The sequence below is a fragment of the Solitalea canadensis DSM 3403 genome (assembly GCF_000242635.2).
GTDB classification, from domain to species: Bacteria; Bacteroidota; Bacteroidia; order Sphingobacteriales; family Sphingobacteriaceae; genus Solitalea; species Solitalea canadensis.
Genome location: NC_017770.1, coordinates 383,621 through 398,614, shown reverse-complemented (window position 1 = coordinate 398,614; position 14,994 = coordinate 383,621). Strand labels below are relative to the sequence as shown.

The following is a 14,994-nucleotide window of genomic DNA, read 5'->3' as shown; positions in this document are numbered from 1 at the left end:
CAAATTACCTTAACTCAATTTTTGATTTCAGGCGTATATCGTCCGATGCACTGCCAATCATCACCTGAAATGTTCCCGGTTCTGCCACCCATTCAAGTTTCTGATTATAGAATGACAGCTTTTCTTTATCAATCACAAAGTTTATTTCTTTAGTTTCCCCAGGCTTTAAAAGGATTTTTTTAAAATCTTTCAGCTCTTTTACAGGCCTAACCAATGAAGCAAACTCATCACGCAGATAAAGTTGCACCACCTCTTCTCCAGTATAGTTACCAGTATTGGTAACAGAAAAAGAAAGCGTTATTTTCCCATCCATGTTCATTGTTTCAGCGCTCAGTTTAAGATTATCATACTTAAAGTTGGTATAACTTAAACCATAGCCAAAAGCATATTTAGGATAGATGGAAAGATCATTATAGGCTGACCGATAAAACCGGTCCTTATCATTTTCAGCAGGTCTTCCCGTATTCAGGAAATTATAATAAATAGGGAGTTGGCCTTCAGAGCGAGGAAACGTCATCGGTAATTTACCGGCAGGATTATAATCACCAAATAATACATCAGCAATTGCATTTCCTGCCTCACTGCCCAACCACCAGGTGTAAACAATGGCATCTGCATTATCAGCTGTCCAGTTAAAGATTAATGGTCTTCCCGCATTGATCAACACCACCACCGGTTTTCCCGTTGCTTTAATCGCTTTTATCAATTCTTCCTGAACACCCGGCAAATGAATAGTTGAGCGACTTTTTGCTTCACCGCTCATATCACGTCTTTCACCAACACTTAATAGTACTACATCAGCTTTTTGTGCTACTTCAATGGCTTCCGCAAATCCTGAAGTAGAATTATCTTCGATATTGCAACCCATTGCATATAACAATTTTGAATTGTTACCCAACTTCTGTTGTATACCTTCAAACTGCGAAACAATATAGGAGCTATCAGGCCAATCCACTGCCCAAAAACCAAGCATATCACGCTCTGATTTTGCTAAAGGACCAATAATGGCAATGGTTTTTGCTTGCTTGGAAAGAGGCAAGACGTTGTTGTTATTTTTAAGTAATACAACACTTTTCTTAGCCACATCTCTTGCAATTGCTTTGTGTTTGGGATTATTAAGCGCCTGTTGCTCACGTTTTACATCACAAAACCTGAACGGATCTTCAAATAAACCCAACTCAAACTTTTTCCTCAATATCCTTCTTACAGCATCGTCTATTACTGTTTCAGGTACTTTCCCTTCTTTTACTAAGTGAACAAGGTTCTGGGTATAACAACGGCTTTCCATATCCATGTCACTTCCAGCCATTACTGCAGCTTGTGATGCTTCATAACAATCCTTTACGTAACCATGCTTAATCATTTCACCAATAGAACCCCAGTCGCTTACAACGAAACCGGTGAAGTTCCATTTACCTTTCAGGATATCCCTTTGCAAATAGCTGCTTGCAGAAGCAGGAACGCCATTGAGGTCATTAAAGCTGTTCATAAATGTTGCTACTCCAGCTTCTGCGGCTGCCTTAAATGGAGGCAAGTAGATTTCCCAAAGGGTACGGTCGCTCATATCCACTGAATTATAATCGCGTCCGCCTATTGCAGCACCGTATGCGGCAAAGTGTTTTGCACATGCCATTACTGAATTTATGTCACCTAATTTGTTTCCCTGGAAACCTTTCACTCTTGCCTTCGCTATCAATGAACCTAAATAAGGATCTTCTCCGGCTCCCTCCATTACACGTCCCCAGCGCGGGTCGCGTGAAATGTCTACCATAGGAGCAAATGTCCAGTGAATGCCACTCGCAGCAGCCTCTGTTGCTGCAACACGAGCCGATTGTTCCATCGCTTCTAAATCCCAACTTGCGGCCTCTCCTAATGGAATTGGAAATGTTGTGCGGTAACCATGAATTACATCCTGACCAAATAAGAGTGGGATTTTCAAACGCGATTTTAGGGCTAACGTCTGTAGTTCTTTGGTATGAGCCACACCGTTAATATTCAGCATAGATCCAAGTTTACCTTCTTGTACTTGCTGTAGAATATTGCCGTCTTCAGTTATTGGCCCTGTATGAGCCCATGGTCCCGAATATTGATTCATTTGTCCCACCTTTTCTTCCAATGTCATTAATTGCAAGAGGGAATCAACTCGTTGATCTATTGTTTTTTTCTGTGCTGCTACAAAATGCGGTTGAACTAACACCAACCATAGCAAACACAGCCTAACTAAACATTTCATAATTCAATCTATTGATATACACGTACATAATCTACTAACATCGATTGAGGAAAGATGCTATCATCGACACCATATTTACCACCCCAATTTCCGCCAACGGCAATATTGAGCAACAGGTGAAAACGTTTATCAAAGGGCCATTCTTCCCAACCTTTACCTGTATTTTTGAATGTGAGGTATTTGGTTGCATCGATATAAAAATCAATCTGTTTTTCATTCCATTCAATCGCATAGACATGAAAATCACGATATAGGTTTTTTACCTCAATTCCTTTTGTTGTTTGGGTGCCTAAAATGTGATTGAACTTTTTGGTATGCGTGCTAGCAAACACTGAATCAGGGTTATATCCTACATTTTCCATTATATCTATTTCACCACTTTCTGGCCATCCTCCATATTTCCAATCAGTAGATAGCATCCATATAGCCGGCCACAATCCGCGACCTTCAGGAAGTTTCGCTTTTACTTCAATTCTTCCGTATAGCCAATCCCCTTTCCCTTTGGTTATTAATCGTGCTGAAGTATAATCACGCGTTTCTTTTTTCTGTTTTCTGGCAGTTATATACAAATAGCCATTTCTAACAACAGCATTTGATGTATCAGCATGGGTATAATACTCGAGTTCATTGTTTCCCCATCCATCAGTATCACCTATATCATAGCTCCATTTTGTTGCATCAGGCAGACCGCTATAATTAAACTCATCACTCCAAATAAGTTTTCGCTCTTTGGGTTGAGGATTATGATTAGATGAACAACTACCATTTACTATTATCAAACAGACAAGGCAAATCTTTAAGATTAATGAATTAGTCATATTACAAGTAGATTAGTTTGCATTTTATAGCAGCTATTTACGGTAAATCACTAAAAAAGGGGACAATACAAAAATCGTCCCCTACTAACTATTATAATTTATTACCGTTTATAACATTAAATTTAACCTTCTGATCTCCGATCATTAAATCGAAGTCGCCGTCTTCAGTGGTCCAGACACCTTCATGATTTACAAATGCTAAATCCTTAACGGTAAGAGTGAATGTTATCGTTTTTGTTTCACCGGGTTTCAGACTGAGCTTTTCAAACCGACGCAAACGTTTTACATCCGGCGTTGTGCTAGCAAATAAATCGGATGTAAATAGCTGAACTACTTCTTTGCCTTCACGTGATCCTGTATTAGTTACATCGATGCTCACCTGCAATTCATCTGAATTTGTAATTGCGGTCTTATTCAACTTAAGATTTGCATAGTTGAATGTAGTGTAGCTCAAGCCAAAACCAAATTGATATTGAGGGTTAAAATCAGCTTCGTAATTATAAACACCTTCAGCTTTTGTTTGCTCTTCAGAAAGTTTATGAAAATAAGGAATGGTAGCGTTTGCATAACGCGGATAGGTGTACGGTAGTTTTCCTGAAGGATTTATATCACCAAACAAAATTGAAGCTAATGCATCGCCACCGAAATTGCCTGGCAAATAAGTCTGCACAACCGCTTTCATTAAAGGCTCAAAACGGCTGATCAAACGAGGACGACCCTCGTTTAATACTAAAATTACCGGTTTACCTGCTGCAGCTACTTTCTTCGCTAACTCAATCTGCAAATCCGAGATATTTAGATCCTGCAAGTCGCCAGGTTTTTCTGTATATGAATTTTCACCCAGACATAAGATTACCACATCTGCATTTTTAGCTGCTTCTGCTGCTTCATCCATTTTATCTGCAGCTTCTTCATAATACTTTCCGTCCATTTTATAACTAACACCCGGAACGTAGTTCACATTAGCGGCACCAACCTTAGTCTGAACTGCCTCTAAAATGGTATTATATTTTGAAGCAAACTCTTCTACTTTTTCACCTTGCCATGAATAAGTCCACCCACCGTTGAGGGTGCGCATTGAGTTAGCATTCGGACCTGTTACTAATACTTTGGCTTGTTTTGATAAAGGAAGAACATTGCCATCATTTTTCAATAAAGTAATTGCTTCCGAAGCCATTTGATAAGAAGCAGCTTCGAACTCTTTGCTTCCAAACTTTGGATAATCTTTACTATCCGTAACCGGCTTATCAAAAAGATTAAGTGCGTATTTCACTTTTAAAATGCGACGCACCGCATCATCAATACGCTCTTGCTTTACTTTTCCTTCTTTTACCAATTCTACCAAACCATTGCAAAAGGTTTCGTATTGATAAGGGATCATCGACATATCGATACCTGCATTAATTGCCAGCATAATAGCCTCTTTATCATCTTTTGCAATATGATCACGACGATGCAGATTTTCGATATCTCCCCAATCGGTTACTACCAAGCCTTTAAAACCTAATTCTTCTTTTAATAGTTTAGTAAGAAGGTTATAGTTTGAATGGACAGGAATATTATTAATAATGCCTGAGTTGATCATGATACTATGAGAACCTGCTTCAATTGCTGCTTTAAAAGCAGGCAGGTGATACTCACGCAATACATCATCAGGAATAAATGCCGGCGTACGGTCTTTTCCGGAAGTTGGTGCCCCGTAACCTAAAAAGTGTTTCATACATGAGGCTACTTTGTCATAGTCGCCTACTGTATTATCTTGTCCTTCATATCCTTTAACCATTTGAACACCCATCTCTGAACCTATATAAGGATCTTCTCCAAAGCCTTCCCATTGACGAGGAAAACGAGGATCTGCTCCTAAATCCAACACAGGAGAAAATGTCCAAGGAATTGAACTTGCACGGGTTTCATAGGCAGTAATCTCGGCTCCTTTACGAACCAATTCTCTATTACGGCTTGCAGCCTGTGCTATTTGTTGTGGAAACATAGTTGCACCTACTGTGTAGGTGGTTCCATGGATAGCATCAACACCGTACAGAACAGGTATTTTCAACCTGTTTTTCATAGCCACGTCCTGTATTTTACTAACAATATCGTTCCAAACCTGTGGAGTACGAGCACGATTGTTAGCAGTATTTAATACCGAGCCTATTTTATAATGAACCAATGCATCGGTCATTTTATCGTCCAATGCAAAAGGTTCAAAACTTGCAAAACGATTATCTCCTTTACCTATAACGTCAAGCGTGATTTGAGCCATTTGGCCTACCTTTTCTTCCAATGTCATTTGCTTCAGAAGATCTTCCACTTTTGTTTCTATCTGAGCGGCTGTTAAAGGAGGTTTAACAGAGGTTGACTTTTTTTTCTGCGCAAATGTTGCCTGACTGGACAATGCCAATAAGCCAATGATTGCGATTTTCTTTAGATTCATTGTTGTTTCTTTTAGCTATTAGTTGTTGGCTATTAGCATTTAGTTGTTTGTGTTTGTTTGTTGGAAAGCACTTTTATAACAGGATTGCCTGTTATGAAAACGGGAGATTGCTCTCCCGTTTTTGTGTTATTCTAAAAAGTATTTTGAATCGAATGTCATTATTATTTCAACAATGGATTTCGATCGATCTCATTTTGAGGAATTGGAACGTAAATCTTAGCATCCGTCATATTGTAAACCATTTTTGCTCCGGTTTTCAAATTAACTTCATTTAAACTATTCATTACCTCTTTAACATTTCCAAAACGAACAAGATCATCCCAACGTTGACCTTCCTGAGCAAATTCCAAGCGACGTTCATTCTCAATTGCTTGTTTCAATGACGCTTTATCTGCTGCTGTCGTTTTAGGAAGACTTACACGATTTCTAATCAGATCTAAAACACCTGCTGCCTCAGTTGTTTGTCCAAGCTCATTCAATGCCTCGGCTTTTAACAAAATGATATCAGCTAAACGGATCAAATACTGACGGTTTGTACTTGCCCAGCCATTCGCACTTCTCCATTTATAAGAGAAAGGAACACTGCCTCCTACTTGCGCCGACCAGAATTCATCCACCCACTGAACGTTTTCAAATAAAACAGATGCATTTTTTCTTACTACGTCACCTTCAGCGTCAAAGGCTTTAATTAAATCTTTAGAAGGAGTTAAGAATTTTCTCCATCCGTCGCCACTTTTTGAAGGAGGTAACAACATTTGAGGTCCCCAGTTAGCTTCTTTTCCACCAACGTACTGAACTTCCATAATTGACTCAGCATTATTATAATGATTTCCATCAAACAGGTTATCATAATCTAAAAGCAATGCGTAACCTGCAGGGCTTGTAATTACCGCGTTTGCATATTGCAGAACTTTGGTATACTCACGATCAGGTTTTTGTGCATAAACTTTAGCTAATAAAGCATTAGCAGCACCTTTAGTAGCGCGAGCTTTATTTACATCAGCGCTTGCACCGTAAGTGTCAGGTAGATTAGTAGCTGCAACTTCTAAGTCAGCGATAATTTGCTTGTAAACATCTGCAACACTTGAACGAGGCACATTAGTTTCAGATGCATTTGTTGTAGATACCGGTTTTAACATTAACGGAATATCTCCAAACAACTTAACTAATTGGAAGTAATGATAAGCACGTAAGAAAGATGCTTCACCAATAATCTGGTTTCTTCTGTTGTTTGCATCTAGTTTAGGGTCATTAATTGTAGGAACTTTGGTTAATACAATATTTGCTTTAGCAATGGCATTGTATAAACTTTTCCATGAGCTCCAGGTTTTATCATTGTTAGCCGTTACGCGTAGCTCATCCATTTCATAGTAACTAGGATTATCGCCACCTGCATAATGGTTATCAGAACGAGTATCAGATAACATTACGTTATCCCAAACATAGTAATCTTGCTGGAATGAATCGTAAACTCCGGTTAAAGCAGCTTCTGCATCCGCTAAAGACTTATAAGAGTTTGCTGTTGTAGCTTGAGAAATTGGCTCAAGATCTAAGAATTTATCGCATGACTGTAAGCTTAAAGCTCCTGCCAATGCTGCTATATATATTTTAGTTGATGATTTCATAAATGAATTCATTTTTAGAATGACAGATTAACACCGAATAAATAACTTCTCACTTGTGGATAAGTACCATAGTCAATACCAGGAGCTATATTAGCTACTTTTGCTTCAGTAGAATTACCGTATACACTTACTTCAGGGTCAAATCCTTTATAGTTGGTGAAGGTTAACAGATTTTCACCAGTTACATATAATCTAAGAGTTCCTAGTTTCAAACGTTTTAATGCAGCGCTTGTGAAATCATAACTTAATGTCAATGATTTTACTCTTAAGTAAGAGCCATCCTCAATAAATCTAGTTGATACTTCAGAGTTTGACTTGTTATTAACTTCAGCCTTAGGAATATCAGTAATTTGACCAGGCTTAGTCCATCTCTTTAAAACAGCAGCTGATTGGTTCTTGAAATCTAACAGACCTTCTGTCTCAATGCGTGAAGCATTTAAGATATCGTTACCTTGAACACCTTGCAAGAATAAATTCAAGCCCCAGTTTTTATAACTGAAAGTGTTTGTTAAACCGTAAATAAAGTCAGGATTAGCATCTCCAATAACTGTACGATCTCCTTGGTCAAAAGACTTATTGCCATTCACGTCTTTATATTTCATGTTTCCAGTTGCCGGATCAACTCCTTCTGAAATATATCCATAGAAAGATCCAAGTGGCAAGCCTTCTTTAACAACCGATGCATTTCCACGATCGTAAATATCACCTGAGTAAATAGGTAAACCTTTCACGTCAATTACCTCATTTCTATTAAATGAAATATTGAAATCAGTTGACCATTTAAACTTATTAACCAAGTTTCTGGTACTTAAGATAAACTCGATACCTTTATTTCTCACCTTACCAGCATTTATCAAACCGTTATCAAATCCTGTTGCAGTTGGAACCGGAAGATTTAATAAAAGATCTTTTGTGTTTTTAACATACGCATCAGCACTAAGAGAGATGCGAGAGTTTAAAAGAGCTACATCTAAACCGATGTTGGTTTGTACTGTTTCCTCCCATTTCAAATCTTCATTCTGAATTGACCCAGGGTAGTTTCCAGGTAAAATCGAACCTCCGATTGGATAGTTAGCACCAGTGTTGATCAATCCGAACCATGCATAATTTGCAATTTGGTCGTTACCAACTAATCCCCATCCTGCACGTAATTTTAAGTCATTAATGAAGGATACATTTTTAAAGAAATCTTCTTCTGAAATTCTCCAACCGGCAGATACAGATGGGAAGTATCCCCATTTATTGTTTGGTCCAAACACAGATGAAGCGTCAGCGCGGAAATTGGCAGTGAATAAATACTTATTATCGTATGTATAACCTAGTCTACTGATAAATGAAGCATTCGATTTTTCTTGCTTAGTTCCATCGCTGCTAACAATCGTTGATCCTCCGTTTACAGTAGTTACAGCAGTACCTGCATAACCTTTAACTTCCATTTTAGTTAGTTCCCAGGTATTTTTAGAGGCCACAAAACCTGCTAAAGCTGTAAGATCATGCTTAGCACCCAAGGTTTTATTATAAGTAAAGGTGTTCTCGCTAATCCAATAGTTGTTTAAATTGCTTTCAGTTCTGCCAATACCACTATTTGCACGTCCCCAATCAGTACGGAATGGATCAAGGAAATAATCGTATTTGGTAGTAGTATAATCAAGACCTAAGCTACTTCTGAATTTTAACTCAGGAAGAATTTTAGCTTCTCCATACACATTTCCTAACAAACGGTTGTTGTAGTAATCCTGGATTGGAGCATCAGTACTTGAAACTGGGTTCTCCCAAGATAATTTGAAAGGATTTCCGGTAAAACTACCATCAGTGTTGTAGATTCCGATAACGGGAGGAGTTGCTTGTACACCTAATAAAACGCCACCTCTTGCAACACCTGTATTATCAGTAATATCCACATCATGCCATTTACTGAAGTTTGCGTTTACTCCTGCAGTTAACCAATTATTAACTTTTTGATCTAATGAAACCTTGAAGTTTAATCGATCCATGGTATTATTACGAACTACTCCATCATTTTTAAGCCAACCTCCTGAAAAGAAATAAGTTGTTTTGTCGTTTCCTCCTGAAGCTGATAACTGATAGTTCTGAGCTGCACCATTTCTGAATATTTCATCTTGCCAATCAGTATTAGCTGTGTACTTTGACCAGTCAGTGATATAACCAAGCTCGCTCATTAATGATTTATACTGATCCGCATTTAAAACATCCTGACGTTTCCATACAGAGGAAGTACTACCGTATGCACTGAAATCAATTTTGGTTTCTCCTGTTTTACCTCGTTTAGTAGTGATCAAAACAACACCATTTGAACCAGACGCACCATAAATTGCGGCTGCTGATGCATCTTTTAATACAGTAAGATTCTCAATGTCATTTGGGTTAATAGAACGGGTATCGGTTGTTGGCACTCCGTCAACAATATATAATGGCTGACTTCCTGAAGTTACTGTACTTGTACCACGAATACGGATATTGAATCCTGCATTTGGTTTTCCTGAAGGAGAAATAACCTGAACACCTGCTGTTTTACCTGATAAAACATCTGCAAACTGAGTATTCGGTCTCGATTCAAAATCTTTCGATGATACTACGGCCACAGCTCCTGTTAAATCTTTCTTCTTTTGCGTACCATAACCAATTACAACTACTTGTTCAAGGTTTAAAGCATCTTCTTTTAATGTAACATTGATTGTTGTTCTGCTACCAACACTTATCTCCTGACCCACATAGCCAATGAAATTAAATGTAAGAGTTGCATTTGACGGTGCTTTTACGGTATAAGCTCCGTTTCCATCTGTAGCAGTTCCTTTGGTGGTTCCTTTTACGGTTACTGAAACTCCTGGCAATGGCTCATTATTGGCCGTTACCACTTTTCCGGTAACTACTACATCCTGTGCCATTACGCCGAGGGTACTCAGCAAAAGCACTAACATACATAGTACATGTTTTCTCATATTAATTTATTGAAATTGAAAATTGGTTGTTTATTTCCCAATGGTGCTTCGTGTGGAACTCACACCATTCGAATCCAAATATACATTCGGAAATGATAAATAAAATATAACTATCTGATTTTTAGCTATTTAAATCTATTTAATACGGTTCAATAGCAAGCATCAAAAATTGATTATCCGTTGAAAATCAAACTATAAGTACTGATTTAAGGTCTGGTAATTTTTTTTTCTGATACGCTAAAAACTCAACTGATCAAAACACAGTTAAAAAACTGTTAAACAAACAATTAAGCTATTTTCATGTAAAATCAATTCTTGCCGACTATCTCCAACAAGGTCAACGTTGGCGTAATTTTCTTCCCAAAAATGAAGATTGAACTATCAAACTTAAACTTCAGCCACCTCAATTGAAGCGGCTTGACTAAACTCTAGCTCTTCATCCATTATTAGTGTACTCCACCCATCGGATTCATGCAGGGTTCCTGCTTTCTTTTTCTCTTTCATTACTTTTTTAATTTTTGAACTGTAGGCCCAGCAGGTACTTTGACGGATGTCAAGAATTTCAGATAGTTTATGTGAGGAAATTTTGCCTTTTGACGAATAGATCAGGAAGATCATATAAAAGGCTTTGGTAATATCTATACGGGTATTTTGCAATATAGTGTAGGCAGTTACTGATTCATCATAACTGCATTTTGTGCAACGGCGACTATACGGGCTATGTCCGTTACAGTGGTGAGTGTGTCCGCAACGACGACACACGTATGACTCTGGCCATTTCACTTCAGCAAGAAAGCGAAAACAGCTCTCTTTATCAGGATACATTTTACTAAACTCTTCAAAATCAACATCTTTAGACATAATCCTAGCTTCAGTAACTTTAGCTACGTCTGTTTTTAATGCCACATTATCCGATTCTAGTAATTTATTGATACGGGCTATTTCCTCTGCCTGTACGTGCAATTTTTCATTTGCAGCTAATAACTCTATGTTTTGTTTTTCAATAAATTCTGATTTCTCAATCAGCTGATGGGTCTTTTGCTCAACTTTTGACTCCAATTCATTGTTTAACTCATCCTTTAGTTGCTGATTTATCGTGAGTTGGTTAATTGTTTCTTCCTGAGCCAAGTGCATTTCTTTGTTCAGCATTCGCACTTTATCACCTATTGCAAACGATAAGCAAATCATCTCTACCAAAAAACAAAAACTCAGAAAATAATGTGTAACCGGACCAAATGGTATCCATGAAACATTAAAATGGATTAGAATTTTGACGATAAAGCCTAGGAATAGGAAACTGTATCCCAATACATAGAAACGAGCCGGTCGATAACCCTGTAATCGTATGGATATACCAACATAAAATACAACTGCGAGTGTAAAAAACTCTACAACCTTATAATTGAACCAGTTCGAATTAATAAAAATACAGGCAAGGAAAAAAATGGTACGTGCCCCAAGCATTCCCAACAATAGGTTATCCAATTTTTTGGAACGATCGCGTACATTTAGTAGGTCTCTGGTAAATAAGAGTGCTGATACTGCAACAACGTACATGCTGTATCCTATTGCGTGTTGGTTCCAGTTAGGCATGTTTGGCCATAAAAACTGATAAGCTATACCATCAGCACACATCTCATACAGCCCAATGCTCAGCATATAACCTATATAGTACAAATAATGCGATTCGCGGACTGCAAAAAACATCAACAGGTTATAGAAACAAAAAATGAGAATCATTCCATAAAACAAACCAAAGAAGAAATACTCATTCAATGCATAGGAAATAAACCAGTTAACGGATTTTACAACCACAATTACATCTGCACGTTGGGCCGACTTTATTTTGAAATAATAAACAACTTCTTTCCCTGGATAATTATGAAGGGCTATTTCGAAATTTTTATGGCTGAAGCTTCTGTTGTCAAAATTTAAACCATCCCCCAACTTGGTTAATACAAATCCACTGTCCTTAGGAACGAAAAAATCTATCGAATCAATTGTTTGATCATAAAACTCAATGATCCAATTTTTTGCCAGACTTTCGGAGTGTCTTACTTTAATCCGATACCAATAGGATGATTGATGGTTAAAATTTTCAGGATTGTATTTCTCACTTGGCTGAAATCTTGAATTAAAAACTGGAGAGCTTACTTCACTAATAGAAAAATCATTATGAGGATCCTCGAGGTATTCAATTTCTCCGTAAGAAAAAATATGTTGATTTAAATCGTCTTTTATTTCGACTGTCTTTTGAGCAAAAACAGGTGAAACAGAACTAATAGCCACTAAAAAAGTAAAGACGAAAAGCTTAACAACAAACTTCATAATCAGTCGGATTATTTCTATGAGGAAAAAGCGAACCGACAAATCTATAAATTGTTATAAAAGGAAGGGCATTGTGTATTCTCTACTCGTTAAAAACAAAACACAACTAGCTAATTATCAGGTATTTTAATTTCAACACTAAAATAGGTGAGCCTTTATTTACTTTAGAAATAAAGACTCACACAACCAATTTCAATTTTAATTATTGCGAGAAGAAGCTTCAGTTACCGTAAAACTTGCTTTTTGATCGCCAATTTGAAGGTCAAAGTCACCCGGCTCGGTAACTCGTTTTAGATCATAATTGATAAATGATAACCGGTTTTTATCAATTTCAAATGAAACTGTACGAGTTTGTCCTGGTTGGATCTCAACTTTATCAAAAGCACGAAGGCGCTTTGCTTCAGGAGTGATCGAAGCGACTTTGTCGGATACAAATAATAACACTGTTTCTTTTCCAACTACCTTTCCGGTATTGGTAACATCTACAGAAACTGTGATTTTATCATTATCAGCTAACAGCGTGTTGCTTAACTTTAAGTTAGTGTACTTAAACGTGGTGTAGCTTAACCCATGACCGAATTCCCATTGTGGATTATAACCACCCCACTCATCAAACTTCAGGGTTTCGGTGTCCTTATGATAGTAATTATGTAAGCTGTTTACATGACGAGGGTAAGTGTAAGGCAATTTACCGCTAGGATTAATTTTTCCAGCTAATACATCTGCTATTACATTTCCTCCTTCATTTCCTAATAAAAATGCATGAACAACAGCTGAACTTAATGATTCAATTTCTGAAATAACTCTTGGACGACCTTCAGTTAGCACAAAAACAATCGGCTTGCCTGTTGCTGCGAGAGCTTTGGCCAACTCCGCCTGAGATTTTGAAATCGATAAATCATCAATGTTACCCGGAGTTTCTGTATAACTTGTTTCTCCAATACACAATACGATCACATCTGACTGAGCAGCTTTTGCAACTGTTTCCTGAATGTTTGTAACTGCAGTAAAGGATGCGCCCTCGCTATAAGTTACATACTGTTGTCCAAATGTTTTTTGAACAGCTTCTAAAATATTGTTATGATCTTTTTCGGTTTCATCACTGTTTAAACCTTGCCAGTTACGGCTCCATCCTCCGTTCAAAGCACGCATTGAGGTAGCTGCGGGGCCTGTTACTAAAATTTTCTTTCCGGTAGTTAACGGCAGTATGTTGTTATTATTCTTTAACAACGCTACACATTCAGCAGCTACATTATAGTTAACCTTAGTATGTTCAGCGCTATTAAATTGGAGGTAATCTGCAGCATTTCCTGTCGGATTGTTAAACAAATCAACCTCATACTTAACCCTTAAAATACGACTAACGGCGTCGTCAATACGGCTCATTGGTACTTTTCCTTCTTTCGCCAGTTCTAACAATGCATCACAGAAAGTGTAATCTGTTGGCACCATGCTCATATCAATTCCTGCGTTGATAGCAATCATTACAGCTTCCTTATTATCTTTTGCTACACGATGACGCTGATACAAATACTGTATATCCTGCCAATCACTCACTGCAAATCCTTTGAACTGCAGTTCATCTTTCAGTATATCTGTAAGAATATGTTTATTCGCATGTACAGGAGTTCCATTAATCTCGCCACTATTCACCATCACTGTTTTTGCTCCGGCCTTAACAGCTTCAGCAAATTGAGGTAAAAAGTATTCACGCAGCTCACGTTCAGGTATCCATGCAGGGGTGCGATCGTGACCACTTAACGGCATACTATAACCCATGTAATGCTTCAAACAAGCAGCAACATGGTACTTATCGGTTACAAGGTTATCGCCCTGAAAACCTTTCACCATTGCTTTTCCCAGTTCCGCTGTTACATAAGGGTCTTCACCAAATGTTTCCCATAATCGCGGCCAAACCGGTTGTCGTCCCAAATCCAACACAGGACTGAAAGTCCATGGAGTAAACGAGGCACGTGTTTCGTAAGCAGTTATCTCCGCAGCCTTCTTTACCATTTCACGATTAAATGAAGCGGCCTGCGCAATTTGCTGAGGGAATAGTACAGAATTAGCCGTATAATTATTCCCGTGAATGGCATCGATACCATATAACACCGGAATTTTTATGTTCTCTTCCAGCGCCATTTTTTGAATAGCCTGAATTACACCCTGCCAGTTAGCCACTGTTTGTGCATCACCGCCAATATTAAGGATCGAACCTACTTTATACTTTTTAATGCAAGTAGCCAGTTTGTCCAGATCCAGTTCATGTGGTTCGATTGCTTTACCGTTTTCTGTTTTCAACAGTACTTCAATACTGATTTGAGTCATTTGTCCCACCTTTTCTTCTAAGGTCATTTTTGACAATAACTCTTTTACCTTTTTATCAATGTCTGAGGAGGTCATTACGGAAGTTGCAACAGCGCCTTGAACTGTTGCCGTCTTTTTTTTCTGAGCACTTACCCCAGAGCAAAGAACGGCAGTCATTAATATCGATAACGATACTTGTCTGATTTTCATATTGTTATTATTGTTTATTAGTAGCGAGAGAGAAATTAATCAGTCTGCAGGGCATCTGCAGACTGATTAATTAAATTTT

7 protein-coding genes are annotated in these 14,994 nt (G+C 37.9%); all 7 read right to left on the bottom strand.

Annotated features, from left to right (window positions below):
• Nucleotides 1-4 precede the first annotated feature (4 nt).
• A complete protein-coding gene (bglX, locus tag SOLCA_RS01525; RefSeq protein ID WP_014678685.1) occupies nt 5-2,233 on the bottom strand; it encodes a beta-glucosidase BglX in 2,229 nt (742 codons plus the stop codon).
• Nucleotides 2,234-2,241: 8 nt separating this feature from the next.
• The gene (locus SOLCA_RS01520) at nt 2,242-3,051 is read right to left on the bottom strand and encodes a glycoside hydrolase family 16 protein (RefSeq protein ID WP_014678684.1); all 810 of its coding nucleotides are present in this window, start codon (nt 3,049-3,051) and stop codon (nt 2,242-2,244) included.
• A 91-nt stretch (nt 3,052-3,142) separates the two neighbouring features.
• Entirely contained in the window at nt 3,143-5,485 is a 2,343-nt protein-coding gene (locus SOLCA_RS01515) for a glycoside hydrolase family 3 N-terminal domain-containing protein (RefSeq protein WP_014678683.1), read from the bottom strand.
• A gap of 161 nt (nt 5,486-5,646) precedes the next feature.
• Nucleotides 5,647-7,110 carry a RagB/SusD family nutrient uptake outer membrane protein gene (locus tag SOLCA_RS01510; RefSeq protein WP_042480492.1) on the bottom strand — a complete coding sequence of 488 codons (1,464 nt, stop codon included), beginning with the start codon at nt 7,108-7,110 and terminating at the stop codon, nt 5,647-5,649.
• A 14-nt stretch (nt 7,111-7,124) separates the two neighbouring features.
• The gene (locus SOLCA_RS01505) at nt 7,125-10,070 is read right to left on the bottom strand and encodes a SusC/RagA family TonB-linked outer membrane protein (RefSeq protein WP_014678681.1); all 2,946 of its coding nucleotides are present in this window, start codon (nt 10,068-10,070) and stop codon (nt 7,125-7,127) included.
• A gap of 387 nt (nt 10,071-10,457) precedes the next feature.
• Nucleotides 10,458-12,398, bottom strand: a complete 1,941-nt coding sequence (locus SOLCA_RS01500) for a 7TM diverse intracellular signaling domain-containing protein (RefSeq protein WP_014678680.1) — start codon at nt 12,396-12,398, stop codon at nt 10,458-10,460.
• A 198-nt stretch (nt 12,399-12,596) separates the two neighbouring features.
• On the bottom strand, nt 12,597-14,915 hold the full coding sequence (locus tag SOLCA_RS01495; protein ID WP_014678679.1) for a glycoside hydrolase family 3 N-terminal domain-containing protein: 2,319 nt from the start codon (nt 14,913-14,915) through the stop codon (nt 12,597-12,599).
• Nucleotides 14,916-14,994 lie beyond the last annotated feature (79 nt).